Source organism: Streptomyces sp. Y20 (genome assembly GCF_043195475.1).
Taxonomy (GTDB): domain Bacteria; phylum Actinomycetota; class Actinomycetes; order Streptomycetales; family Streptomycetaceae; genus Streptomyces.
In genome coordinates this window covers 146,708-172,373 of record NZ_JBIDDP010000017.1, presented here as the reverse complement: position 1 = coordinate 172,373, position 25,666 = coordinate 146,708, and the positions used below count along the sequence as shown (strand labels likewise).

At 73.4% G+C, this 25,666-nt stretch carries 22 protein-coding genes; 13 read left to right on the top strand and 9 right to left on the bottom strand.

Features of this window, described 5'->3' with window-relative positions:
* From ACGFT1_RS32325 to ACGFT1_RS32310, 4 genes are all read left to right on the top strand, one after another.
* A partial coding sequence (locus tag ACGFT1_RS32325) for an amino acid adenylation domain-containing protein (RefSeq protein ID WP_373912530.1) occupies positions 1–5,423 on the top strand: 5,423 nt, incomplete at its 5' end.
* A gap of 98 nt (positions 5,424–5,521) precedes the next feature.
* Positions 5,522–7,072 carry an MFS transporter gene (locus tag ACGFT1_RS32320; protein WP_373912529.1) on the top strand — a complete coding sequence of 517 codons (1,551 nt, stop codon included), beginning with the start codon at positions 5,522–5,524 and terminating at the stop codon, positions 7,070–7,072.
* Positions 7,069–8,151, top strand: coding sequence for a flavin-containing monooxygenase (locus ACGFT1_RS32315; protein WP_373912528.1), 1,083 nt, complete (start codon positions 7,069–7,071; stop codon positions 8,149–8,151). The genes ACGFT1_RS32320 and ACGFT1_RS32315 overlap by 4 nt, the downstream gene beginning before the upstream one ends.
* Positions 8,148–8,582, top strand: coding sequence for a hypothetical protein (locus ACGFT1_RS32310; protein ID WP_373912527.1), 435 nt, complete (start codon positions 8,148–8,150; stop codon positions 8,580–8,582). The genes ACGFT1_RS32315 and ACGFT1_RS32310 overlap by 4 nt, the downstream gene beginning before the upstream one ends.
* A gap of 91 nt (positions 8,583–8,673) precedes the next feature.
* Here ACGFT1_RS32310 and ACGFT1_RS32305 read toward each other — a convergent pair whose 3' ends face one another.
* Both ACGFT1_RS32305 and ACGFT1_RS32300 read right to left on the bottom strand, forming a co-directional pair.
* Positions 8,674–10,332 carry a long-chain fatty acid--CoA ligase gene (locus ACGFT1_RS32305; protein WP_373912526.1) on the bottom strand — a complete coding sequence of 553 codons (1,659 nt, stop codon included), beginning with the start codon at positions 10,330–10,332 and terminating at the stop codon, positions 8,674–8,676.
* Between the two features lie 149 nt (positions 10,333–10,481).
* Complete coding sequence (locus ACGFT1_RS32300; RefSeq protein WP_373912525.1) at positions 10,482–11,003, bottom strand: hypothetical protein; 522 nt, start codon at positions 11,001–11,003, stop codon at positions 10,482–10,484.
* Between the two features lie 384 nt (positions 11,004–11,387).
* Between ACGFT1_RS32300 and ACGFT1_RS32295 the strand changes: the two genes are divergently transcribed.
* Positions 11,388–12,089 (top strand): DedA family protein, encoded by a 702-nt coding sequence (locus ACGFT1_RS32295; RefSeq protein WP_373912524.1) that lies wholly within the window; start codon positions 11,388–11,390, stop codon positions 12,087–12,089.
* Positions 12,090–12,147: 58 nt separating this feature from the next.
* On the opposite strand, the gene ACGFT1_RS32290 is transcribed toward ACGFT1_RS32295, so the two are convergent.
* Positions 12,148–12,651, bottom strand: coding sequence for a hypothetical protein (locus tag ACGFT1_RS32290; RefSeq protein WP_373912523.1), 504 nt, complete (start codon positions 12,649–12,651; stop codon positions 12,148–12,150).
* Positions 12,652–12,906: 255 nt separating this feature from the next.
* On the opposite strand from ACGFT1_RS32290, the gene ACGFT1_RS32285 reads away from it, so the two are divergent.
* Positions 12,907–13,281 (top strand): DUF779 domain-containing protein, encoded by a 375-nt coding sequence (locus ACGFT1_RS32285; RefSeq protein WP_373912522.1) that lies wholly within the window; start codon positions 12,907–12,909, stop codon positions 13,279–13,281.
* A gap of 110 nt (positions 13,282–13,391) precedes the next feature.
* Positions 13,392–14,591 (top strand): phosphodiester glycosidase family protein, encoded by a 1,200-nt coding sequence (locus ACGFT1_RS32280; RefSeq protein ID WP_373912521.1) that lies wholly within the window; start codon positions 13,392–13,394, stop codon positions 14,589–14,591.
* A 1-nt stretch (position 14,592) separates the two neighbouring features.
* Here the strand turns inward: ACGFT1_RS32280 and ACGFT1_RS32275 are convergent, their stop codons facing one another.
* From ACGFT1_RS32275 to ACGFT1_RS32250, 6 genes are all read right to left on the bottom strand, one after another.
* Positions 14,593–14,787, bottom strand: coding sequence for a hypothetical protein (locus tag ACGFT1_RS32275; RefSeq protein WP_121790007.1), 195 nt, complete (start codon positions 14,785–14,787; stop codon positions 14,593–14,595).
* A 101-nt stretch (positions 14,788–14,888) separates the two neighbouring features.
* Positions 14,889–15,188, bottom strand: coding sequence for a hypothetical protein (locus tag ACGFT1_RS32270; protein ID WP_373912520.1), 300 nt, complete (start codon positions 15,186–15,188; stop codon positions 14,889–14,891).
* Between the two features lie 133 nt (positions 15,189–15,321).
* On the bottom strand, positions 15,322–16,404 hold the full coding sequence (locus ACGFT1_RS32265) for an acyl-CoA dehydrogenase family protein (protein WP_373912519.1): 1,083 nt from the start codon (positions 16,402–16,404) through the stop codon (positions 15,322–15,324).
* Entirely contained in the window at positions 16,401–17,582 is a 1,182-nt protein-coding gene (locus ACGFT1_RS32260) for an acyl-CoA dehydrogenase family protein (RefSeq protein ID WP_373912518.1), read from the bottom strand. The genes ACGFT1_RS32265 and ACGFT1_RS32260 overlap by 4 nt, the downstream gene beginning before the upstream one ends.
* The gene (locus ACGFT1_RS32255) at positions 17,579–18,550 is read right to left on the bottom strand and encodes an NADPH:quinone oxidoreductase family protein (protein ID WP_373912517.1); all 972 of its coding nucleotides are present in this window, start codon (positions 18,548–18,550) and stop codon (positions 17,579–17,581) included. The genes ACGFT1_RS32260 and ACGFT1_RS32255 overlap by 4 nt, the downstream gene beginning before the upstream one ends.
* 86 nt (positions 18,551–18,636) lie before the next feature.
* A complete protein-coding gene (locus ACGFT1_RS32250) occupies positions 18,637–19,209 on the bottom strand; it encodes a helix-turn-helix domain-containing protein (RefSeq protein WP_373912516.1) in 573 nt (190 codons plus the stop codon).
* 152 nt (positions 19,210–19,361) lie between these two features.
* On the opposite strand from ACGFT1_RS32250, the gene ACGFT1_RS32245 reads away from it, so the two are divergent.
* From ACGFT1_RS32245 to ACGFT1_RS32220, 6 genes are all read left to right on the top strand, one after another.
* Positions 19,362–20,900 (top strand): ATP-dependent DNA ligase, encoded by a 1,539-nt coding sequence (locus ACGFT1_RS32245; protein ID WP_373912515.1) that lies wholly within the window; start codon positions 19,362–19,364, stop codon positions 20,898–20,900.
* Positions 20,897–21,370 (top strand): NUDIX domain-containing protein, encoded by a 474-nt coding sequence (locus ACGFT1_RS32240; RefSeq protein ID WP_373912514.1) that lies wholly within the window; start codon positions 20,897–20,899, stop codon positions 21,368–21,370. Before ACGFT1_RS32245 ends, ACGFT1_RS32240 begins: the two co-directional genes overlap by 4 nt.
* Positions 21,371–21,446: 76 nt before the next feature.
* Entirely contained in the window at positions 21,447–22,832 is a 1,386-nt protein-coding gene (locus ACGFT1_RS32235) for an NADP-dependent succinic semialdehyde dehydrogenase (RefSeq protein ID WP_373912513.1), read from the top strand.
* 26 nt (positions 22,833–22,858) lie between these two features.
* The gene (locus ACGFT1_RS32230; RefSeq protein ID WP_361995957.1) at positions 22,859–23,092 is read left to right on the top strand and encodes a DUF6213 family protein; all 234 of its coding nucleotides are present in this window, start codon (positions 22,859–22,861) and stop codon (positions 23,090–23,092) included.
* Positions 23,093–23,390: 298 nt separating this feature from the next.
* Positions 23,391–24,455, top strand: a complete 1,065-nt coding sequence (locus ACGFT1_RS32225) for a type III polyketide synthase (RefSeq protein WP_373912512.1) — start codon at positions 23,391–23,393, stop codon at positions 24,453–24,455.
* Entirely contained in the window at positions 24,452–25,666 is a 1,215-nt protein-coding gene (locus tag ACGFT1_RS32220; protein WP_373912511.1) for a cytochrome P450, read from the top strand. Before ACGFT1_RS32225 ends, ACGFT1_RS32220 begins: the two co-directional genes overlap by 4 nt.

Here is a 25,666-nt window from a genome sequence, read left to right as displayed (position 1 = left end):
CCGCCGCCACAGCCTGGACCCACGGCATCACCATCGACTGGCCAACCCTCCTCACCCCCTACAACACCCACCCCACCGAACTACCCCCCTACCCCTTCCAACACCAGCACTACTGGCTCACCCCCGATCCTGCCGTCGGCGCGGTGAGCGGGCCGCGTCCGGAGGGGCAACCGGCGGACCCGGTGCGTCTGCTGGGCGTGCGGTTGCCGTCGCCGCTGGCGCAGGCGCAGTTCGCCGCCCGCCTCGACCCGGCGGCACATCCCTGCCTCGGTGACGTCGTGGTCGGCGGACGGCCGGTGGTCGGTGCCGGGGTGTTCCTGGCGTCGGCGATCGAGGCGGTCACCGAACTGGCCGGGCCGGGGCCGGTGTCCGTCGAGGATCTGGAGCTGCCGCTGGATCTGGTGCTCGCCCCGGCCGGCGCCGACCCGTCGGCGATCACCGAACGCGCCGTCCAGCTCGTCGTGGACGACGGGGCGTTCCGGTATTACGCGCAGGATGCGGCCGGTGATTGGCAGCTGCACGCGGAGGGGCACGTCCGCTCGGGCGCGGCGGCCGCGCCGACGGTGGCGCTCGCGGTGGTGGAGTCGGGCCGGGAGCTGACCGGGGACGAGCTGTACCGGTTGCTGTGGCAGCGTGCGTTGTATCTGGGTTCGGCCGTCCGCTGGGTGGAGCGGATCAGGCTCGGCAGGGACGAGGCCACGGCCGCGATCCGGGCCGCCGTGTCGGGTGAGGCGGAGCCCTATCTGCTGCACCCGGGGCTGGTCGACGCGATGTTCCACACCGCGCTGGCCTGCTTCCCCGTGGGCGGACCGGCCCTCGTGCCGGTCGGCCTGGACCGCTTCGTCCACTACCGCCGCGGTGGCCCCGGGGACGGGCTGCGCTGCCATGCGGAACTGTTCGACAAGGGCGCCCGGGCGCGTATCCGGCTCGTCGCGGGAGACGGGCGGCTGGTGGCCGAGGCCGATGGCGTGCGGTTCGCTCCGGCCGCTACCCGGCCCGGCGCGGAATCCGCGGCCGCACCGACGCCTGTGGTGCCGGGGCCGCGCGCACAGACCGTGAGCCTGACGGCCTCCGCCCCCGACCCGGCAGACGTGGCCGAAGAAGTGCCCGCCCTCACGCCCGAGAAGGTGCGGGCGTTCGTGGCCCGGACCGTGGCGCAGGCGCTGGGTATGGAGGTGGCCCGCTTCGACGGGCGCCAGCCGTTGCAGGCGCTCGGTCTCGATTCACTGATCGCGATGAAGATCCGGCTGGCCCTGAGCCGGCGGTTCGACGTCCTGCTGCCGATGACGGCGTTCCTCAACGGCCGCGGCGCCGACGACATCACCGACGACCTCCTCCGCGCCCTCGGCACCGCGGCCGACGCCGGGAGCGGCCACGGAGCCGGGAGCGCCCACGAGACCGACGGCGGCGCGGCGGCCGGGCAGGCCGCCGAGGACGCCGGCACCGCGTCCCGGGCCGAGGACGCGGACCGTTACGAGCCGTTCGGGCTCACCGACCTTCAGCAGGCGTACCTCGTCGGCCGCGGTGACGCCTTCGAACTGGGCGGCACCTCCACCTACTTCCAGATCGAGGTCGATCTGGAGAACGTGGACACCGGCCGTCTCGCCGCCTCCTTCCGGGCGATGATCGAACGGCACGACATGCTGCGGGCGGTCTTCACGGCCGAGGGCGAGCAGCGTGTGCTGCGGGACGTTCCGGCCTACGTGCTCCGGGAGAGCGACGTCCGTGCGCTGGATCCGGCCGGGCGCGAGGCCGCGTTGACCGCTGTCCACGAGGAGATGCGGCAGCAGGTGTTCGACACCGCCCGCTGGCCGCTGTTCGACGTGCGGGTGACCCGGATCGACGACCGGGTGGTCCGGCTGCACGCCGGGTTCGATGCCCTGATCATCGACGGTTTCAGCACGTCGATCCTGTTCAAGGAGTGGGCCGCGCACTACCGCGGTGAGACGCTGCCCGAACTGCGGCTGCGCTACCGGGACTACGTCCGGCAGGCCCGCGCCCTGGAGAGCGGTCCGGAGCACGACCGGGCGCTGGCCTACTGGCGGGACCGGCTCGACACGCTGCCGCCCGCGCCGCAACTGCCGCTGGCGGTCGACCCGTCGAGTCTGGACCGGCCGGTGTTCCACCACCGGGGAGCGACTCTGTCGAGCCGGGACTGGTCCCGGTTCAAGCGGCACGCGGCGGCGGCCGGGGTCAGCGCGTCGGCGGCCCTGTGCACCGCGTACTCGCAGGTGATCGCGGCGTGGAGCGCCACCCCCGACTTCTCGCTGAACCTGCTGTTCTTCAACCGCCTGCCGCTGCACCCGCAGGCCGGTGACGTCATCGGCAACTTCTCCACCACCCTGCTGCTGGAGATCCACGACGCGGCCACCGAGGCGTTCGCCCGCCGGGCCGAAGAGGTGCAGCGCCGGCTGTGGAGCGACATGGAGCACAGCCAGGTCAGCGGGGTGCAGGTGCTCAGGGAACTGAACCGGGCCCGGGGCGGATCGGTGCGGGCCGCCGCGCCGGTCGTCTTCACCAGCCTGGTGAACTTCGCCGGTCAGCAGGACACCGAGCGGCGGGGTGTCGTGCAGTATCTGGCCGGGATCGGGGAGAACGGCCGCCAGGTCAGCAGCTCGGTCCGCACCCCGCAGGTGTGGCTGGACCACCAGGCGGTGGAGGAGGCCGGTGAACTGGTCCTGAACTGGGACGTGATCGAGGAGCTGTTCCCCGCGGGCTGTGTCGACGCCATGTTCGCCGCCTATCTGCGGTTGCTGGACGACCTGTCGCGGGACCCGGGGGCGTGGCAGCGGCCCGTGCCCGTTCTCGTCCCGGCGGCCGATCTGGACGTGCGGGACTCGGCCAACGCCACCGACGGGCCCGTACCGGACGGGCTGTTGCACGACGGGGTCCTCGCGCAGGCCGCGTCGCGGCCCGACGAACCCGCGGTGATCACGCCGGCGCTGACACTGACGTACGCCGGTCTCGACCGCCGGTCCAACCAGGTGGGGCACCGGCTGCGCGCGCAGGGAGCCGGCCCCGGCGACCTGGTGGCCATCGTGATGGACAAGGGCTGGGAGCAGGTCGTCGCGGCGCTCGGCATCCTGCGGGCGGGGGCGGCGTACGTCCCGATCGACGCCGGCGTGCCCGCCGAACGGCTGCGGGTGCTGCTGGGCAGCGCCGGGATCAGCCGTGTCGTCACCCAGCCGTGGGTGGAGGACACCGCCGTGTGGCCGCGGGGCGTGGCCAGGACCGTGGTGCGGGCCGGCGACGAGGGTGACGACCGGCCGCTCGGCCCGTGCGGCGCCGGACCGGCCGACCTCGCCTACGTGATCTTCACCTCGGGTTCCACCGGGCTGCCGAAGGGCGTGATGATCGAGCACGGGGCGGCCCTGAACACGGTGGTCGACGTCAACGAGCGCTACCGCGTCACCGCGGCGGACCGGGCGCTGGGGCTGTCCGCGCTGAACTTCGACCTGTCGGTCTACGACATCTTCGGGCTGCTGTCGGTGGGCGGCGCGCTCGTCCTGCCCGAGCCGTCCGCGCACCGCGAGCCGGCCCGCTGGGCGGAACTCGTCGCCGAGCACCGGGTGACCGTGTGGAACAGCGTTCCGGCGTTGATGGAGATGTTCACCGAGCACGCCCTCGCGAACGGGCTGACCGGGCTGCCGGTACGGCTGGTGATGATGAGCGGGGACTGGATCCCGGTGACGCTGCCCGGCCGGATCCGGCTGCTGCTGCCGGACGCCGAGCAGTGGAGCCTCGGCGGCGCCACCGAGGCGTCCATCTGGTCGATCTGCCAGCCGATCGAGCAGGTCGGGGAGGACTGGGTGAGCATTCCCTACGGCAGGGCGATGCGTAACCAGCGTTTCCATGTCCTCGACGGCGCGATGCGGCCCTGCCCGGTGTGGGTGCCCGGTGACCTCTACATCGCCGGTGTCGGTCTGGCCCGCGGGTACCTGAACGACGAGGCGAAGACCCGGGCCGCCTTCGTGCACCACCCGGTCACCGGTGAACGGCTGTACCGCACCGGTGACCTGGGGCGCTTCCTGCCGGACGGCACGATCGAGTTCCTCGGCCGGCAGGACTGCCAGGTGAAGGTCCAGGGGTACCGCATCGAGCTGGGTGAGGTGGAGGCCGCCCTCACCCAGTGCGAGGGCGTGCGGGCCGCGGCGGTCGTCGCGGCGGGCGAACGGCACGGCCCCAAGCGGCTGATCGCCTACGTCGTCCTCGACGACGGACGGGCGGACACCGAGGCCGGGATCACCGAGGCGCTGCGCCGTGCGGTGCCCCGCTATCTGGTGCCGCAGCGGATCCTCGTCCTGGACGAACTGCCACTGAGCGACAACGGGAAGGTCCTGCGGGCGGCGCTGCCCGCACCGGACGAAGTGGCCGCCGAAGGCACCGGCTTCATCGCGCCCCGCGACGACGTGGAGCGCCGCCTGGCGGAGATCTGGGCGGAGTTCTTCGGCATGGCCGAGGTCGGGGTGACCGCCGGTTTCTTCGAACTCGGCGGTGACTCGCTGCTCGCCGTGCGGCTGATGGCCAGGATCGCCCGCGGCCTGGGCCGCAGCCTGCCGCTGTCCACCCTCTTCGCCCGGCCGACCATCGAACTGCTCGCCCAGGCGGTCCGGGAGGCCGGCAGCGCCGAAGGTGGCCGCACGGCACTGGTGCCGGTACGCACCACCGGCTCGCGGCCCCCGCTGATCTTCGTGCACCCGGTCGGCGGTGACGTGCTCTGCTACGCGGAACTCGCCGAACTCCTCGGCGAGGACCAGCCGTTCTACGCGCTCCAGTCGCCGGACGTGGAACTGCTCAGTGTCCAGGACATGGCCGCGCACTACGCGGCGGCGGTCCGTGAGGCGCTGCCCGAGAGGCCGTACCGGCTGGGGGGCTGGTCGATGGGCGGGGTGATCGCCCTGGAGACGGCCGCCCAGCTCACCGCGGCGGGCGCCGAGGTGGATCTGCTGGCCGTGGTGGATCTGCTGGAGCCGCCCGGGCCGGCCGAGGGCACGTCCGTCACCGACGAGATGCTGCTGTCCTGGTTCGCCCGGGACCTGGCGGGACTGGCCGGTGTGGACTGGGAGCTGCCGCCCGAGGCGTTCGACGGCCGCCCGCCCGTGCAGGTGCTGCACAGCGAGGCATGCGCGGCGGGAGCGTTGTCGGACGACGTCGACCTCGGCACGCTGAGCCGTATTTTCACCCGGTTCCGGACCAACTACCGGGCTCTGCTGAGCCATTCGCCCCGCGGCTTCGCCGGACGGGTGCTGGCGCTGCGGGCCGCGGACGGCGGTGCGACGGTGGAGACCGCGTCGCGCTGGATGGCGTACTTCCCCGGTGACGCCGGCCTCGTCGACGTTCCGGGCGACCACTACACGGTGATGCGCGGCGAGGGGCTGCGCGTTCTGGCCGGCGAGCTGCGCCGGGCACTCGACGCCAACTGACCGGCCGGCCGGGCCGTCTCACCGGCGGCCCGGCCGGACCGCCCCGGACGGGACCTGCGGGTCCGGCGGGTCCGGTCCAAGGAGTGAGGACAACCGACATGCGAACTGATCAGGCCGCCGACCCCAAACGGTGGCTGATACTGGGCGCGATGGCGTTGATGATGTTCATCGCGACCATCGACAACACGGTGATGACCGTGGGCCTGTCGTCGATCCAGAGCGGACTGGGCGAGTCCAACGCCCAGTTGCAGTGGTCGATGGACGCCTACACGCTCACCTTCGCCGCGCTGCTGTTCACCGCGGGCATCCTGGGCGACCGGTTCGGCCGGCGGCGGGTGCTGCTGGCCGGCCTCGTGGTGTTCCTCGGCGCTTCCCTCGCCGGCGCGTGGGCGTCCAGCCCGGCCGAACTCATCGGCTGGCGCGCCGTGATGGGGGTCGGCGCCTCCGTCGTGCCGGGCTGCACGATGGCCGTCATCGCGAGCGTGTTCCCCGACGGGGAGCGGGCCCGGGCCATCGGCTACTGGTCGATGTCGGCCGGGATCGGCATCGCGGCCGGGCCGGTCGTCGGCGGCGCGCTGCTGTCGGCCTTCTGGTGGGGGACGCTGCTGCTGGTCAACGTGCCCTTCGCGGTCGTCGCGCTGGCGATGGTCGGTGTGCTGGTGCCGGCGAACCGTGGCTTCGGGGCTCCCCGGGTGGACGTCACCGGGGTGCTGCTGTCGGTCGCCGGTGTCGGCGCCCTCGTCTACGGAGTGATCGAGGGCGGTGAGGAGAGCAGCTGGCTCGAGGGGGGCGTGGTCGGCCCGGTCCTGCTGGGTCTGGTCCTGCTCACGGTGATGGTGGTGGCCGCCCGCCGCAAGGACCAGCCCGCGTTCGACCCGTCGCTGTTCGCCGACCGGCGGTTCGCGATCGGCGCGGCGGCGCTGGCCGCCTCGTTCTTCGTCGCGACCGGGGCGACGTACATCCTCTCCTTCTACCTCCAGCAGTTGCGGGACTTCACGCCCGTGCAGGCCGGGCTGCTGACACTGCCGCTCGCGGTCGGCTCGACACTCTCCGGTGCCGTCGCCACCCGGCTGATCGCCCGCTGGGGACCCGCGGTCGCCCTCGGCGGCAGCGGGCTGCTGATGGCCGCGTGCTGTGTCTTCTACGCGGTGGTGGACGCCACCACCCCGGTCTGGGTCTTCGAGGCGGTGCACGCGCTGTTCGGGCTGGGCTTCGGGGCGACGTTCGCGGTGGGCATGGCGGCGACGATGTCCGCGGTGCGGCCCGCGAAGGCCGGCGCCGGGTCCGCCGTCGCCAACACGGTGCGGCATCTGGGTACGGCCTTCGGTGTCGCGGTGCTCGGCTCCGTCCTCGGGTCGGTGTACCGGCACTCGCTGGGCGGTGCGGCCGGGGCGCTGCCCGCCGGGGCGCGAACGTCCCTCGGCGGTACCCTGCGAGCGGTCGTGCACGCTCCGCCGGGCCTGCGCGGGGCCGTGGTGGCCGACGCCGACAGCGCGTTCCTGACCGGGCTGCACGCCGCGATGTGGGTCGCGGCCGCGGTGTGTGCCGCCGCCTCCGCCGTGGTCCTGGCCGGTCTGCGCGGCGGTCCCGCCCCGGCCCGCCCGGTCGGCGGCCGCCGCCCGCGCGCGGTCGCCGGGGAGACCCGGTGAACGCGCTGCCGGCCACCGTGCCGGTCGCCGTCGTCGGGGCGGGCCAGTCCGGGCTCGCCGCGGGGTACTACCTGCGGCAGGCCGGCGTGCCCTGCGTGCTGCTCGACGCCGGGAGCGCGGTCGGCGAGACGTGGCAGCGGCGGTGGGAGTCGCTGAGACTGTTCACGTCCGCGCGGTTCTCGGCGCTGCCGGGTCTGCCCTTTCCCGGCCCCGGTGCGCGCTACCCCGGCAAGGACGAGGTCGCCGCGTATCTGCGGGAGTACGCGCGGCGGTTCGGGCTTCCGGTGCTGCCCGGGCACCGGGTGCTGGCGCTGCGCAGGGACGGCGACGGCTATCTGCTGACCACCGCGCACGGCGACTGCCGGGCCGGCCAGGTCGTCATCGCGACCGGCGCGTTCGGCACCCCGCGGATCCCGGAGTTCGGGGGCGCGCTCGCCCCGGACGTGCGGTCCCTGCACACCGGTGACTACCACGGCCCCGCGCAGGTCCCGCCGGGCACGGTGGTGATCGTCGGGGACGGCAACTCCGGGCGGCAGATAGCCGTGGAGCTGGCCGGCACCCACCGGGTGGTGCTCAGCTGCGGGGACACCGTCTCACCGGCGCTGCCGCAGACGGTCGTCGGGCGGGACATGTTCTGGTGGATGAGCGTCCTCGGCGTGATGAGCATGCCGGTGAGCATGCGGGCACCGGATCCGGTCGTCGGCGACCGGGTGCCCGCGCTGGTGGCGGACGGCCGTATCCGGACGGTGGGCAGGATCACCGCGGCCCGGGGCGCCGAGCTGCTGGTGGCGGACGGCGAGCGCCTCAGGCCGTCCGCGGTGATCTGGGCGACCGGTTACCGCACCGACTGGAGCTGGCTCGACCCGGCGATGCTCGACGAGGCCGGACAGCCCCGGCACACGGAGGGCGTGGGCGCGCTGCCCGGCAGCTACTACCTGGGCCTGTACCGGATGCGCACCCGTGGTTCGGCGTTGCTCGGCTTCGTCGGCCGGGACGCCGAACGCATCGCGGCCGCGGCGGTGACCGCCGCCCGCGGCACTCCGGTCACTTCCCCCGCTGCGAAAGGCGAGCCCGCATGACCGAGGCAACCGTCACCGAACTCGACGTCCTGGGAGCACTGCTGGCGTTCGACTTCATCGGGTTCGCGCAGAGGTCCACCGCTCTGGATCCCGGCGAGCCGCACTACGGGCAGGCGGTCGGCGCCGCGTTCGCGCTGGCGGTCCGCCGCCGGTTCCCGCAGGGTGCGGCGCCGGAGGAGATCAGCGGCTACGTCGCCGGTGTGCTCGGCTCGCTGGAGGCCGGCGCGGAGGACTTCCCGCCGGCGTTCCTCGAAGGCCTGGTCACCGAGGGGCTGTACGGCGGGGAGGCGTCCGGCGGGGGGCACATGGACCCCGAGACGGTGCTCCAGGCCCGGCTGCTGCTGACCTTCCGGCTGGTACGGGAACTGGGTCTGGAGGCGGAAGAACAGCGGGAGTTGCTGGCCGAGGCGGCCCGACGGGTGTCCGCCTGAGGCGTGCCGGGGTGAGCGGCCGGGCGGCCGGATCTCCTCCCGAGCCCTGGCCGCTGTGGTGCCCCGGACGGCCGGGGCACCACAGCGGCGCTCACCTCGCGGACGGCGGACCGGGAACCCGCGGTGCGGCCGAGACCCGCAGGGTGCCGTCCGCGTACATGGCACGCACCGACCGCTTGTCGTACTTTCCGACGCTGGTCTTGGGCACCGAGTCCACGAACGACCACCGCTCCGGGACCCACCAGCGGGCCACCCGCCCGGTCAGGAACTCCCGCAGCTCATCGACGCCGACATCGGCGCCCGGCAGCAACGACACACAGGCCAGCGGGCGTTCCTCCCAGCGCGGGTCGGGGACACCGACGACGACGGCCTCCAGTACCGCGGGATGCTCGATGATCGCGTTCTCCAGCTCGATGGTGGAGATCCACTCGCCGCCGCTCTTGATGCCGTCCTTGAGCCGGTCACTGACCACCACCCAGCCACCCGGCTCGATCACTCCCAGGTCGCCGGTGCGCAGCCAGCCGTCGTGGAACTTCTCGGCGGAGTCGGGGGTGTTGTAGTAGGAGCCGGCCACCCAGGGCCCGCGCAGTTCCAGTTCGCCCACCGACGTGCCGTCCCACGGCTGTTCGGTGCCGTCCTCCGCGATCAGCCGCACCTCGACGCAGGGCATCAGCCGGCCGCTCTTGGCGAGCCAGTCGACCTCCTCCTCGTCGGAGGTGCCGTGCGGTGGGACGGCGAACGTGGCCAGCGGGCTGGTCTCGGTCAGGCCCCAGCCCTGCTTCAGCCGGACGCCGTAGCGGTCCTTCAGCTGCTGGAGGAGGGCGCGCGGCGGGGTGGCACCGCCGCAGCCGGCGAGCCGTACACCGCTCAGGTCCAATGGGTGGTGCTCACCATGGCGCACCAGGCTGTTCCAGATCGTGCAGATCGCCGCTACCCCGGTGGGCCGTTCCTCGTCGATGATCCGGGCCAGCTCCTGGGGGTGCAGCAGCCGCCCGTTCATGATCAGGTCGGCGCCCGCCAGCCAGGCCGCGTACGGCCAGCCCCAGGCGTTGGCGTGGAACATGGGCACGATCGGCAGGATCCGGTCGCCGTCGTGCATCGCGAAACCGGCGCCGGACGACACACCGAGCGTGTGCAGGAAGATCGACCGGTGGCTGTAGGCGACGCCCTTGGGATGGCCGGTGGTGCCGGTCGTGTAGCAGAGCGCCGCCGCCTCCCGCTCGTCCAGGTCGGGCCAGGCGAAGCCGGGCCGCTCGGCCGCCAGCAGCTCGTCCCAGCGGTGCACGGCGATGTGCCGGGGCAGGTCCGGCTTCGGCGCGTCGCCGATGACGACGACGTCGCGGACGGCGCCCAGCCGGTCCCGCAGCGGGGCGAGTGTCTCCAGCAGGGTCGCGTCGACCAGGAGGACGGCGTCCTCGGCGTGCTCGACGATGTAGCCCGCCTGGTCGGGGTGCAGGCGCAGGTTGAGGGTGTGCAGCACCGCGCCCATGCCCGGTACGGCGAAGTACGCCACGAGGTGCTCGGGGGTGTTCCAGGCCAGCGTGGCCACGCGCTCACCGGGGCGCACGCCCAGTCGGTGCAGCGCCGCGGCGAGCCGTTCGGCCTGGCCGGCGATGGCGGCGAAGGACTGCGCGGAACGGGCGGCCGGTCCGTCGGCGCAGCGCACGACCTGGCTGTCCGCGTAGACGCGCTGCCCGTGGGCGAGGATGTCGCGGACGAGCAGTGGACGGTCCTGCATCGTGCTCTTCATGGCGGCCCCTCGGGGTGCGCGGTCAGGAGGTGCTCCGGCGTCGTACCACGGCTGTCGTCCGGGAGGCCCGGACGACAGGCCGGGGCCGGCGCCGGGAACCCTGGCGGCGGGCGGCGGCGTCACCCGCCGCCCGCCGCCTTCGTCCGTCGCTAGTAGAGGGTGCCGTGCAGGCTCGTGGAGACGTGCGAGGTGTCGTGGAGGTCGACCACGGAGTTCATCCGTCCGCCGCCGGTGGCGGACGCGTACGCGCCGGTGCCGCTGATGATCCAGTAGGTGCCGGACGGGTGGACGACGGGGTCCTCCGTGAGCGGCGCGGTGAGGTGGTAGCCGAGGGCGATCCGGTCGCCGTCACCGGCGCCGATGACCGCCGTCCCGTTGATGTCGTACTGGCCGGGAAGGCTCAGCGTGCAGGCCTTCTCCTGGTCCTGCCATGTGCCGTTGCCGCCGATCGGGGTGCCGGCGGCGCGCCCCTGCGCGGTCACGTCGAAACCCCCGCAGGTCACGGTGTCCGGGTCCGCGGCGACGGTCGCCGCGAAGTGCGCGGTGATGTTCATGTCGTGACCGTGCTGGTCGGCGGCGTGCGTGGCACCCGCCGTGTACCCGGCCAGCATCAGCGCCGCGGCCGTCGCACCGGTGGAACGCGCCAGCCATTGACGGACAGCTTTCCTCAAGACGTCCTCCGTCTGTCATGAACAGTCAGGTCTGGGTTCGGCAGGCCGCACCGGGCCGGCCGGTGTGGACCGGCCGTGGCCTGGTGGGTGATCTCGCGCGTCAGTCGCCCTGTCGGGCCCTCCCCCTCCCCGGGGCGCGCGACACGGCCGTCCTCCACGCCTGTGTCGGTCGGGCAACGGAGCGCGGAGGAACGTCCGTTGAGGACAGTTTCCCTGCCGATGTCCTTTCCGTCGAGGCGTTTGACACATTGTCCTGCTTTCGGATCCGCGTTCTACGCCACCGGCCGGGCGCGCCTGCGCCGGGCCGGCTGACGCGCACGGCCGTGCCGGGCAGGCGATGCTGGTGGACGGAACGCATCCCAGCGAGGCCAGGAGGCTCGGCCGGTGATCGCCGTCAACCCGACGAACAGCGCCTCGGTACTGGCCGCCTTCGGCGCGCTGGGCGTCCTGGCGGTGGTCTTCGCCGAGTCCGGCCTGCTCGTCGTCGGCTTCTTCCTGCCCGGTGACACCCTGCTGTTCCCGGCCGGGGTGCTGTGCGCGGGCAGCGCCGAACAGCCGGCGCGCCTGGAGCTGTGGCAGGTGCTGGTGTGCGCGGCGGTGGGGGCGGTGGCGGGCGGCCAGGTGGGATACCTGATCGGGCGGCACGGCGGGCGGGCGCTGCTGGCGCGCACCTCCAGCAGGCGCGTGAAGGACGCGGCGGCGCGGGCGGAGAAGCTGCTGGCGCGCTACGGCCACGGCAAGGCGCTGGTGATCGGCCGGTTCGTGCCGGTGCTGCGCACGGTCGTACACCCGGTGGCGGGTGCCCTGGGCGTGCCCGCGCGGACCTTCACCCTGTGGCAGACCGTGGGCGGCGTGCTGTGGTCGCAGACGCTGGTCCTCGCCGGCTACGTCCTCGGTGCGTCCGTACCGCACGTCGACGACTACCTGCTGCCGCTGGTCGCCCTGGTGGTGGTGCTGTCGCTGCTGCCGCTGCTGGCCGGGGCCCGCCGCGAACGGCGCGGGCAGCGCGGGCAGCGCGGACGGCGCGGGCAGCACGGACGGCGCGGGCAGCACGGACGGCGCGGGCAGCACGGGCCCACCGACTGACGCGGTTCACAGGGCCGCCCCGGAGCCGCCCCGGGCCGGGTCCGGGCCCGGGCCGGTGTCAGTGGGGGTCGCGCGGCGTGCGTTCCGTGCGGCGCTTGCGGTCCGGGCGGCGCGGGCGGTGGACCGTGTCCATCTCACCGACTGCCGCGCGGACGTGCCCCGGGCCGTCCGGTCCCTCGGTCCCCCGGCACCACCAGGAGGGGCGTCCGGCCTCGTCGGCCACGTGCGTCCCGAGCTCGTGGAGGGTGCACACCGGCCACGCCAGCCACCGCAACCCCATGACGGTGTCCTGGGCGGCCCCGGCGACGTCGAGGAGGGCTCCGGCGGCGGTCGACGACGGCTGCAGGGAGTTGCCGTGCAGGGCGCCGTCCGCCATGGCCACGTACACGCGCTCCGCCTCCTCCTCCGGCTCACCCGGGTAGGCGACGAGGCACAGCGGACGCTGGTCGGGCAGGGTCACTGCCAGGTCCCGGTTGACGGCCGCCAGGGCCTCGTCCCAGAGCGGGTAGTCGCCCGTCGGGACGAACCGCGGCTGCGGCGGGCGGAGGAACGGAGCGTGCATGACCCCATCCTGCCGGCCTGCCACCGGGACCGCGCCGGCGGCCCGACCGGCGCCGCCGGCCGCCCGGGGAGCCGTGTCACGCGGGTACAGGGCACGGGGTCGTGCCCGACGCCCGGCCGTCCGGACCCGAACCGCACGATGCTCGACGTGCCGGACGCTGATCCGCCCTGGCGGACAAGGACGCTCTCTGGACGGTTCCCTGACCGGGCGTGAGACTGGTCCGGTCACGACGCCCCCGCTGTCCAGGACGGTGACATGGAAGACGACGTCCCCCGCGTCGCGGCACCCCGCGTCGAACTGACCCCGCGGGCCGCGGAGCTGGTGCGCCGGCTGCGCGCCGAGCACGGTCCGCTGATGTTCCACCAGTCCGGCGGCTGCTGCGACGGCAGCGCCCCCATGTGCTATCCGGACGGCGAGTTCCGCACCGGCGGCTCGGACGTGCTGCTGGCGGAGCTGTCCGTGGAGGGCGTCCAGGATCCGGTCACCTTCTGGATGTCGCGCAGTCAGTACGAGGTGTGGAGCCACACCCGCCTGATCGTGGACGTCGTACCGGGGCGGGGCAGCGGCTTCTCGCTGGAGGCGCCCGAGGGGGTGCGTTTTCTCACCCGTTCTCGCGTAGTAGACACCTAGTCGGCCTGTCGGCCGCCGGAGTCTGGTGCACTGCCCTTGCCCGGAGGACAGTTGACGAGACATCAGGGGGCACGGTGGCGAGACGTCGCAGGCGTTCGGCAGTGCGCAGAGTGGTTCTCACGACGGTCACGGCGTTCGGCGTGCTGGCCGGTACGGCGTCGGCGGTGGCGGCCCCGGCGGCCGCTGCCCCGGCGGGCCGGTGGATCGCGCCGGGCGTGATCTACCGGCAGTTCGACATCGACGCCCGCGCGGGAACCGCCCGCGCTCACCTGCTCACGGTCGACCTGGCCAACCCGCACGTCCGGGTCGACCTGCTCCATCCGGGCGCGGTGGCAGCCCGTGCCACCGTATCCCGGCTGGCGGACTCGGCCGGGGCGGTCGGGGGCGTCAACGGCGACTTCTTCCACATCACCGAGACGCAGCATCCGGGCGTGCAGGCCACCGGCGCGTCCGTCGGACCGGCCGTCGCGGACGGGCGGGTACTCAAGGCGGCCGTGCCCGAGGGCCAGCGGTTCGGTCCGGCGCTGCCTGCCGGGACGACCACGCGGGACGTCTTCGGCGTGGGCATGGACCGGCGGGCCCGCCTGGACCGGCTCTCCCTGGCCGGCACCGTCAGCATGCCGGACGGCCGGCTGGCCCTCGGGGGCCTGAACCAGTACGCCCTGCCGGTGAACTCCGTCGGCGCCTTCACCGCGAAGTGGGGCAGTGCCTCCCGGGCGCGGGCCGTCTGCGGCACCGACACCCAGCGGTCGGCGCCGTGCAGCGACGACACCTACGAGGTGCAGGTGCGCGCCGGCCGGGTGGCCTCCGTCTCCGGCTCGCCGGGCGGCGGCGCGATCCCGGCGGACACCACGGTCCTGGTGGGCCGGGAGGAGGGCGCGCGGGAGCTGCGCACGCTCTCGGTCGGGGACCCGGTGAAGGTCACGCACGGCCTGGTGGCGGCCTCGTCCCGGGTGCCGTACACGTTCGCGATCGGCGGCTTCCCGGTGCTGCGCGGCGGCGTGCCGCTGTCCGGGCTGGACGACGTGACCTCGGCGGTGCGCACGGCCGTGGGGTACAGGGGCGGCGGACGGCAGCTGCTGCTCCTGGCGCTGGACGGTGCCGCGGACTACCGCGGCCAGACCGTCGCGGAGGAGGCGGACACCATGCGGTCGCTGGGCGCCTCGGCCGCCTTCAACCTCGACGGCGGCGGCTCGACGGAGCTGGTCACCCGCGCCACGGGTGCCGGCGCCGTGTCGGTCCGCAACCACCCGAGCGGTGGCGCCGAGCGTCCGGTGCCGAACGGCATCGGTGTCTTCTCCACCGGGTGACTCAGGGCCGCAGGCTGCTCACCAGGTCGGCGGTCGCGGTGAGCCCGCTGTGGATGGTGGGTGCCATGCTGGTGCTGGCCAGGTAGAAGCCGAGCATCATGCAGACCAGGGCGTGCGACACCTTCAGCGCGCCGTTGCGCATGAAGATCACGGCCAGGATCAGGAGCAGCAGCACCACAGAGATGGAAATGGCCATCAGAACCTCCTCCGCCACGCCCCGTGTGCGGCGTTCGGCGGCAAGTGTGGCGTAGCGCAGGGTCTGTCCGGGTCGCTGACGTGTCCGCCGTTCGTGTGGTGTCACCCGGAGGGGCGGACGTCGAGCAAGGCCTTCGGGCCGGCGGGGTCGTCGGTGTCGAGCTGGTCGAGCACAGGTGCGGTAGCGGCGCAGGCGGCGGTCGGGTTCGAGGCAGGTGGAGGCACCCTCGGTCCGAACAGGGGCCGCGGGTGGGCGCAGTCGTTGGGGGCGTGGGCGTGCCGCAGCGGGCGCGGGCGGTGCCGGCGCGCGCCGGCCGACGCGGGATGCGCGGGCGGGGCGAACGTGCCCGTGAGGGCGGCGCCGTGGGTGGTGAGGGCTCCGCGGCGGGTGGTGAGGGCCATGTGCCGCCTCCCTGGGATGCCGGATGGGGCCCGAAGGGAGTATGCGGTCGGCATCTCACCACAGGCCCCATCCGTAGGGTTCGCCCTCTGTTCACGTATCCCGCCGGGGAGCTGCGCGCCCGGTGTCCGCCGGTCAGGGCGCCTGGAGATCGACCAGTTCCGCGAGCGCCGAGCGGTGCGCGCCCGCGGTGCCGTAGGCGAGGGAGTCGGCCTTGGCCCGCTTCAGGTGCAGGTGGGCCGGGTGTTCCCAGGTCATGCCGATGCCGCCGTGGAGTTGCACCGCCTCCTCGGTGGCGCGGACGGCGACGGGGGCGGCGTAGGCCTGGGCGACGGCCACGGTCACGTCGGTGTCCTCGCCGGTGGCGAGTGCGTCCGCCGCGGCGCGGGCGGCGGCCCGGAGGTGGACGACCTCCAGCCACAGCTGGGCGAGCCGGTGCTTGAGCGCCTGGAACCCGCCCACCGGCCGGTTGAACTGCTTGCGCTCCTTGAGGTAGCGGACCGTCTCGGTCAGCGCCCAGTCGGCCACACCGAGCTGCTCCGAGGCGAGCAGCCCGGCGGCGGCACGCACGGCCCGGCGTACGGCGGGTCCGGCGTCGCCGATCCGGCGGCCGGCCGCGCCGGCCAGGGTGACGGTGGCGAGCGGGCGGGTGAGGTCCAGGGCGACCTGCGGGGTGACCGTGACGGCGTCGGCGGTCACGGCGTACAGGCCGCCGTCGTCGGCCGGGACGAGCAGCACGTCGGCGACGGCCGCGTCCGCGATGCCGGTCAGCTCGCCGTGCAGGGTGCCGTCATCGGCGCGTACGGTCGCGAAGTCGGCGTCCGGGGCGAGGTGCAGTCCGACCGCGAGGGCGCCGATGGTCCGCCCGGAGGCCAGCCGGCCGAGCAGCTCCTCGTCGGCGCAGGCGAGCAGGGCCTCGGTGGCCACGACGGCGCTCGTGAGGTACGGCACGGGGGCGACCGCCCGCCCCAGTTCCTCCAGCACGACCGCGGCTTCGCGGGCGGAGGCTCCCTGGCCGCCCTGTGCCTCGGGGACCAGCAGGCCGGCCAGGCCCATGCCGTCGGCGAGCAGCTTCCACAGGGCGAGATCGTGCGGGGTGTCCGACTCGGTGCGGGTGATCACGTCGGCCGCGGCGCAGTGGTCCGTGAGGAGGTCGCGGACGGCGGCACGCAGCGCCTCTTCCTCCTCGGAGTAGAGGAGATCCGGCTGTGTACTCATCGGGCCAGGTCCTTCCAGGCGACGTCCTTGTCGGTGCGCGGCTCGGCGGGCAGGCCCAGGACGCGCTCGGCGACGATGTTCAGCAGGACCTCGCTGGTCCCGCCCTCGATGCTGTTGCCCTTGGAACGCAGGTAGCGGTATCCGGCGTCCCGGCCGGTGAAGTCGACGAGTTCGGGGCGGCGCATGGTCCAGTCGTCGTACAACAGGCCCTCTTCGCCGCGGAGTTCCACTTCGAGTCCGCTGATCTCCTGGTTGAGGCGGGCGAAGGCCAGCTTCATGCCGGAGCCCTCGTAGCCGGGCTGGCCGGCGACGAGCTGCTGGCGCAGGCGTTCACCGGTGAACCGGGTGACCTCGGCCTCGACCCACAGCCGCAGCAGCCGCTGGTGCAGGTCGTGGGTGCGCAGTGCGGGGCGTTCGCGCCAGGTCCGGGCGACGGGGCCGATCATGCCGCCCTCGCGGGGCACGGCCATGCCGCCGATGGAGACACGCTCGTTCATGAGGGTGGTCTGCGCGACCCGCCAGCCGTCACCGGTCCTGCCGAGGCGGCGGGTGTCGGGGATGCGGACGTCGGTGAGGAAGACCTCGTTGAACTCGGCCTCGCCGGTGATCTGGCGCAGGGGCCGGACCTCGACGCCCGGGTCGGTCATGTCGCAGACGAAGTAGGTGATGCCCTGGTGCTTGGGCACGTCCGGGTCGGTGCGGGCGATGAGGATGGCCCAGCGGGCCACGTGCGCGCTCGACGTCCACACCTTCTGCCCGTTGACGATCCACTCGTCGCCCTCGCGCACCGCCCGGGTGCCCAGCGCGGCCAGATCGGAACCGGCGCCGGGTTCACTGAACAGCTGGCACCAGACCTCCTCCCCGGTCCACAGGGGCCGCAGGTAGCGCCGCTTCTGTTCCTCGGTGCCGTACTCGAGGATCGTCGGCGCGGCCATGCCCAGGCCGATGCCGATGCGCCGGGGGTCGTTGTCGGGGGCGCCGGCGGCCTCCAGTTCGGCGTCGACGACGCCCTGGAGGGACCGCGGGGCGCCGAGCCCGCCGAGGCCCTCGGGGTAGTGCACCCAGGCCAGGCCGGCGTCGAATCGGGCCCGGAGGAAGTCCAGGCGGCCGGTGGTCGCGGGCGGATACTGGGCGAGCAACTCCCGTGTGCGGCGGCGCAGTTCCTCGGTACCGGTCATGCGGCGGCTCCCTTCTCCAGGACGACGGCCACCCGGCCGGTGGTACTTCCGTCGGCGACCCGCTGCACGGCGTGCGCCGCCTCGGTGAGCGGCACGCGCTCGCTCACCAGCGGCTTGATCGCGCCGCGGGCGGCCAGCTCGGTCAGTTCCTCGTGGCAGCGCCGGACCAGCTCGGGGTTCTTGGTGTTGTACAGGCCCCAGTGCAGGCCGAGGATGGCGTAGTTCTTCACCAGGGCGTGGTTGAGGGCCGGGCTCGGGATGGTGCCGCTGGCGAAGCCGACGACGACGATCCGGCCCTCGAAGGCGATCAGCTTCGCGGACTGCGCGTAGGCCGCGCCGCCGACCGGGTCGTAGATCACGTCGGCGCCCCGGCCGCCGGTCGCCTCCTTGACGGCGGCGACGACGTCCTCGGCACGCCGGTCGACCACCACGTCGCAGCCCAGCTCGCGGGCGACGGCGGCCTTGTCCGCGCCGCCCGCGACACCGATCACGGTGGCGCCGGCGGCCTTGCCGAGCTGTACGGCGGCGCTGCCCACGCCGCCGGCGGCGGCGTGCACCAGCAGGGTCTCCCCCGCCTCCAGGCGTGCGCGGCGGTGGAGGCCGAACCAGCCCGTCTGGTAGCCGATGTGCAGCGCGGCGGCCTCGGCGTCGTCCAAGGAGTCGGGCGCGGGGAGCAGGGCGCGGGCGTCGGCGAGGGCGTACTCGGCGAAACCGCCGTGGGGCAGCACGGGGTTGGCGAGCACGCGCCGGCCGTCCTCGGTCTCGCCGCAGATCTCCACGCCCGGGGTGAAGGGCAGCGGCGGGCGTACCTGGTACTGGCCCCGGCACAGCAGCGCGTCCGGGAAGTTGATGTTGGCGGCGCGCACCCGCAGCAGCACCTGGCCGTCGGCCGGCGTGGGCGGCTCCACGTCGGTGAGGCGCATCACCTCGCCGGGCTCGCCGTTGTCGTGCACTTGCCATGCCTGCATGCGGGGCCTCCACGGGACTGCTTCGTCTGACCGGGTCCGATCGCATACTAAGCGGTCGCTTGCCGATCAGGGAACAGTCGGGTGCGTCACGTACGGGCCGGCCGTGCCCGGACGTGCATCCGCTCCCCCTGCGGCCCGAAGAGGCTGAGGAACTCCACGGGCCCCTCCCCCGTCGACCCGAACCAGTGCGGCACGCGCGTGTCGAACTCCGCCGCCTCCCCCGCCGCCAGCACGACGTCGTGCTCGCCGAGCACCAGCCGCAACCGCCCGGACAGCACGTACAGCCACTCGTATCCCTCGTGGGTGCGCGGCTCCGGCGCCTGCCTGCGCTCCGGTTCGCGCACCTTGTAGGCCTGGAGACCGCCGGGCTGGCGGGTCAGCGGCCAGAACACGCGGCCGTTGCGCCGGACGGGCTTCGCCCGCACCCGGGGGTCGCCGGCCGGCGGGGCGCCGACCAGCTCGTCCAGCGGGACCTGGTGGGCCTCGGCGATGGGAAGCAGCAGCTCCAGGCTGGGCCGGCGCAGGCCGGACTCCAGCCGGGAGAGGGTGCTGACGGAGATGCCGGTGGCCTCGGACAGCGCCGCCAGGGTCACCTCCCGCTCCTTGCGGACACGCCGCAGCCGCGGGCCCACCTCGGCGAGGACGTCGTCGGTACTCATGCCCGTATTGCAGATTCGGCAAGGGTGTTTGTCAATACGGCACGGTGGGCATCGGGCGGCCGACGGGCAGTGATCAGGTGACTTCCGCTGCTCGCCGCATCCGGTGCGGCCGTCCGGGTGTGGGCCGCGCACCCGCGGTGCACCATGACTGCATGCTGCTGACCCGATTGGCCGAGGTGTCCCGGGACGTCGCCGCGACGGCCGCCCGGTCCCGCAAGACCGCGCTGCTCGCGGAGCTGTTCCGCGACGCGGAGGCGGACGACGTGCCGATCGTCATCCCCTACCTGGCCGGGCGCCTGCCGCAGGGCCGGCTCGGGGTCGGCTGGAAGGTGCTGAGCCCGCCGGTCCCGCCGGCGGCCGAGCCCACGCTCACCGTCCAGGAGGTCGACGCCCGGCTCACCGAGCTGGGCAAGGTCTCCGGGCCCGGCTCCCAGGCGGAGCGGGTCCGGATCGTCGGCGAGCTGATGGGCGCGGCCACGGAGGCGGAACAGCGCTTCCTGCTCGGCCTGCTCACCGGCGAGGTCCGGCAGGGCGCGCTGGACGCGGTCGCGGTGGAGGGGCTGGCCCGCGCGACCGGCGCGGACCCGGCAGACGTACGGCGGGCCGTGATGCTCGCGGGTTCGCTCCAGGCGGTGGCCCGGGCACTGCTCGGCGAGGGTCCCCGGGCGCTGGAGGCGTTCCGGCTCACCGTCGGCCGCCCGGTGCTGCCCATGCTGGCGCACAGCGCCTCCTCGGTCGCGGAGGCGGTGGAGAAGCTGGGCACCTGCGCGGTGGAGGAGAAGCTGGACGGCATCCGGGTCCAGGTCCACCGGGACGGCGACGCGGTACGGATCCACACCCGCACCCTGGACGAGATCACCGGACGGCTGCCCGAAGTGGTCGCCGCCGCGCTGGAGTTGCGGGGCGAGCGGTTCATCCTGGACGGTGAGGTGATCTCCTTCGGCGCCGGCGGGCGGCCCCGCTCCTTCCAGGAGACGGCGGGCCGGGTGGGTTCGCGTACGGACGTGACCAGGGCCGCCGAGGGGACCCCGGTCTCCCCCGTCTTCTTCGACGCCCTCTCGGTCGACGGCCGCGACCTGCTCGACCTGCCCTTCGCCGAGCGGCACGCGGAACTGGCCCGGCTGGTGCCCGAGCCCATGCGGGTGCGCCGGACGGTCGCCTCCGGGCCGCCGGACATCCCGGAGGCGGAACGGTTCCTCGCCGACACCCTGGCCCGCGGCCACGAGGGCGTGGTGGTCAAGGCACTGGACGCGCCGTACAGCGCGGGCCGGCGCGGTGCCTCCTGGCTCAAGGTCAAGCCCGTCCACACGCTGGACCTGGTGGTCCTGGGCGCCGAGTGGGGCCACGGCCGCCGCACCGGCAGGCTCTCCAACCTCCACCTGGGCGCCCGCAACCCGGACGGCACCTTCACGATGCTCGGCAAGACCTTCAAGGGCATGACCGACGCGATGCTCGCCTGGCAGACGGAACGGCTCCAGGAGCTGGCCGTCGAGGACGAGGGCTGGGTGATCCGGGTCCGCCCCGAACTCGTCGTGGAGATCGCCTACGACGGCCTGCAGCGCTCCTCCCGCTACCCGGCCGGTGTGACCCTCCGCTTCGCCCGCGTGGTCCGCTACCGGGAGGACAAGCGCCCGGAGGAGGCCGATACCGTGGAGGCCCTGCTGGCGGCCCACCCGGAGGTCACACCGTGACGGTGCGTGCGACGAAGCGCAGTGCGGGACTGCTGGTGTTCCGGCACACCGAGGACGGGCTGGAGGTGCTGCTCGGCCATATGGGCGGTCCGCTGTGGGCGAAGAAGGACGTGGGCGCGTGGACCGTGCCCAAGGGTGAGTACGAGCCGGACGAACCGGCCTGGGAGGCGGCCCGGCGGGAGTTCCGGGAGGAGCTGGGGATCGCGCCGCCCGACGGCGAGGCCGTAGCGCTGGGTGAGGTCGTGCAGCGCAACGGGAAGATCGTCACCGCGTGGGCCGTGGAGGGGGACCTGGACCCGGGAGCGATCGTCCCCGGAACCTTCACCATGGAGTGGCCGCCGAGGTCCGGCCGCAGTCAGGAGTTCCCGGAGCTGGACCGGGTGGCGTGGTTCGCTCCGGACCGGGCCCGTGCGGTGATCGTCGCGGCGCAGGCCGCGTTTCTCGACCGGCTGGCGGAGCACTCGGGCTGACACGGGCGGCCACGCGTTGCGGTCGGCCCTGCCGCGCGCGAAGGTCAAAGGAAGCCCGCTCCCAGGGAGGTCGGCCATGCCCATCGCGACGGTGAACCCGGCGAACGGCGAGACGCTCAAGACGTACGAACCCATGGGCGAGGAGGAGCTGGAACGCCGGCTCCAGCTCGCCGAGGCCACGTTCCGCACCTACCGCACGACCACGTTCGCCGAGCGTGCCCGGCTGCTGAGCAGGGCCGCCGACCTGCTGGACGAGGACCGGCAGGAGATCGGCCGGGTGATGACCACCGAGATGGGCAAGCCGGTCGGGCAGGCGCGGGCGGAGGCCGCGAAGTGCGCCAAGGCCATGCGCTGGTACGCGGAGCGCGCCGAGGGACTGCTCGCCGACGAGGAGCCGCCCGAGCAGGACGTGCGGGACTCCGGCGCCTCGCGGGTGCGGGTGCGCTACCGCCCGCTCGGCCCGGTCCTCGCCGTGATGCCCTGGAACTTCCCGCTCTGGCAGGTGATCCGGTTCGCCGCGCCCGCGCTGATGGCCGGCAACGTGGGCCTGCTCAAGCACGCCTCCAATGTGCCTCAGACGGCCCTGTACCTGGAGGACCTGTTCCACCGGGCGGGCTTCTCGGAGGGCTGCTTCCAGACGCTGCTGATCGGCTCCGCGGCGGTGGACGACATCCTGCGCGACGAGCGCGTGAAGGCCGCCACCCTGACCGGCAGCGAGCCGGCGGGCCGGGCGGTCGCCTCCACCGCCGGGGAGATGATCAAGAAGACGGTGCTGGAGCTGGGCGGCAGCGACCCCTTCGTCGTCATGCCCTCCGCCGACCTGGACCGCGCGGCCGAGGTCGCGGTGACCGCGCGGGTGCAGAACAACGGGCAGTCCTGCATCGCCGCCAAGCGGTTCATCGTGCACACCGACGTCTACGACGCCTTCGCGCAGAAGTTCGCCGCCGGTATGCGGTCCCTGCGGGTCGGCGACCCGCTGGAGGAGGACACCGAGGTGGGGCCGCTCGCCAGCGAGCGGGGGCGGACCGATCTGGAGGAGCTGGTCGACGACGCGCGGCGGGGCGGCGCCGAGGTGCTGTGCGGCGGGCAGCGGCCCGACGGGCCGGGCTGGTACTACCCGCCGACCGTGCTGGCCGGCATCACCCGCGAGATGCGCGTCCACCGCGAGGAGACGTTCGGACCGGTCGCCACGCTGTACCGGGCCGGCGACCTGGACGAGGCCGTCCTCATCGCCAACGACTCGATGTTCGGCCTGAGTTCCAACGTGTGGACGCGGGACGAGAGCGAGGTCGACCGGTTCGCGCGGGACCTGGAGGCCGGTGCCGTGTACGTCAACGGGATGACCGCCTCGCATCCGGCGTTCCCGTTCGGCGGGGTCAAGCGGTCGGGGTACGGGCGTGAGCTGTCCGGGCACGGAATCCGGGAGTTCTGCAACATCACCACGGTTTGGCAGGGTGCGTGAGCGCCACGCGGCTAACATCCCGTTCTGTGAACCGCGAAGTGACCCTGCCTCTGATCGTCGACGACCGCGGTACCTTGCAGGTGGCCGCGGCCGACGTGAGTAAGTTGTTGCGGACCGTGGGCGCGCGGTGGCTGCACCTCGTCGACGCCGGGGAGCAGCGGCTGGACGAGGACACGGTCGCCGCCCTGACCATCGAACTCGCGAAGCTGGCGGACCGGATCGACGTGGCCTGCATCGCGCACAGCAGCGGGGCGCCGTAGGGCCGCCCGCGTGTCGCCGGACGCGGGGGCGTGAGCCGTTCCCGCGCCCACCGCGGCCCCGGCCGCCCCCACCGCCCTCCGGCCGCCCTGCCCGGTCGCCGTAACGGACGGCCCGGTGTTTTCCCTCGTCCGGCGGCGGAATTTCCCCTGGTCGCCGTATTCGGAGTCACCGATTCGGAGTAGTCCAACGAGAGATCGTGGGCCTCCCGGGTGACGGTGGGTGGAGCACCCACAGAGGTGAACCACCTACGGACCGGTGGGCGAAGGCCCGCCGGCACGCGGAAAGCAGGGACGGTTCATGGCGACTTTGTGCAGACCCTCGGTATCGGTCCCGGAGCACGTGATCACGATGGAGGAGACGCTGGAGCTGGCGCGCTCCCGCCACGAGGACCACCCTCAACTTCCCCTCGCACTGCGGCTCATCGAGAACACGGGCGTGAAGACCCGGCACCTCGTGCAGCCCATCGAGGAAACCCTCGAGCACCCGGGCTTCGAGGACCGCAACAAACTCTACGAGGCCGAGGCCAAGGCCCGGGTCCCCGCGGTGATCCAGCGCGCGCTCGACGACGCCGAGCTGCTCACCAGCGACATCGACGTGATCATCTACGTCTCGTGCACGGGCTTCATGATGCCCTCGCTCACGGCGTGGCTGATCAACGAGATGGACTTCGACAGCACCACCCGGCAGCTCCCCATCGCCCAGCTGGGTTGCGCCGCCGGCGGTGCGGCGATCAACCGGGCCCACGACTTCTGCTCGGCCTACCCGAACGCCAACGCGCTGATCGTGGCCTGCGAGTTCTGCTCGCTGTGCTACCAGCCCACCGACCTCGGCATCGGCTCGCTGCTCTCCAACGGCCTGTTCGGTGACGGCATCGCCGCCGCCGTGGTGCGCGGGCAGGGTGGCACGGGCGTCCGGCTGGAGCGCAACGGCTCGTACCTCATCCCGAAGACGGAGGACTGGATCGCGTACGACGTCCGGGCCACCGGGTTCCACTTCCTGCTGGACAAGCGGGTCCCCACGACGATGGAGCCGCTCGCTCCGGCGCTGAAGGACCTGGCGGGCCTGCACGGTTGGGACGCGTCCGACCTGGACTTCTACATCATCCACGCGGGCGGCCCCCGAATACTCGACGACCTCAGCAAGTTCCTGAAGGTCGAGCCGCACGCGTTCCGGTTCAGCCGGGCCACGCTCACCGACTACGGCAACATCGCCAGCGCCGTCGTCCTGGACGCGCTGCGCCGGCTGTTCGACGAGGGCGGCGCCGAGGACGGGGCGCGCGGACTGCTCGCCGGGTTCGGCCCCGGCATCACCGCCGAGATGACCGTGGGCCGCTGGGCCGCCTCGAACGGGGACGGGCGATGACCGAGGAAACCCTCACCGGGCTCGCGCCCCCGGTCCGGCACTGGCCGGCGCTCGACCTGAGCGGGACGGACTTCGACCCGGTGCTGGCCGAGCTGATGCGGGAGGGCCCGGTCACCCGCGTCCGGCTGCCCAACGGCGAGGGCTGGGCGTGGCTGGTCACCCGGTACGACGACGTGCGCGCGGTGGCCAACGACCCCCGCTTCAGCCGGGAGGCGGTGATGGACAAGCCCGTGACCCGGCTCGCCCCGCACTTCATCCCCGACCGGGGCGCGGTCGGCTTCCTCGACCCGCCCGACCACACGCGGCTGCGCCGCTCGGTCGCCGCCGCCTTCACGGCGAAGGGCGTGGAGCGGCTGCGGGACAAGGCGCGCGGCATGCTGGACGAGCTGGTGGACGGGCTGCTCCAGGGCGATCCGCCCGCCGATCTCACCAGCGCGGTGCTCAGCCCGTTCCCGATCGCGGTGATCTGCGAGCTGATGGGCGTGCCGCCGGGTGACCGGGACGAGATGCACAACCGGACCCAGCTGATCCTGTCCTCCGCGCACGGCAAGGAGGTCAGCGAGAAGGCGAAGCGCGAGATGAGCGCCTGCTTCTCGGACCTGATCGGCGGGCGCGCGAACAGCACGGGCGAGGACGTCACCTCGCTCCTCGGTGCCGCCGTGGGCCGGGGCGAGGTGGCACAGGAGGAGGCCGTCGGCCTCGCCGTCCTGCTCCAGATCGGCGGCGAGGCGGTCACCAACAACAGCGGGCAGCTGTTCTACCTGCTGCTGACCCGCCCCGACCTCGTGGAGCGGCTGCGCGCGGAGCCGGAGATCCGCCCCCGGGCGATCGACGAACTCCTGCGCTACATCCCGCACCGCAACGCGGTCGGCCTGTCCCGGATCGCCCTGGAGGATGTGGAGATACAAGGCGTCCGCATCCGCGCCGGCGACGCGGTCTACGTCTCCTACCTGGCCGCCAACCGCGACCCGGACGTCTTCCCCGAACCGGAGACCATCGACTTCGCCCGCAGTCCCAACCCGCATGTGTCGTTCGGTTTCGGCCCGCACTACTGCCCCGGCGGCATGCTGGCCCGACTGGAGGAGGAACTGCTGATGGACGCCCTGCTGGACCGGATACCGGACCTGAGACTGGCCGTGCCGCCGGACCGGGTGCCGTTCCGGAAGGGCGCACTGATCCGGGGCCCCGAGGCCCTGCCGGTGACCTGGTGA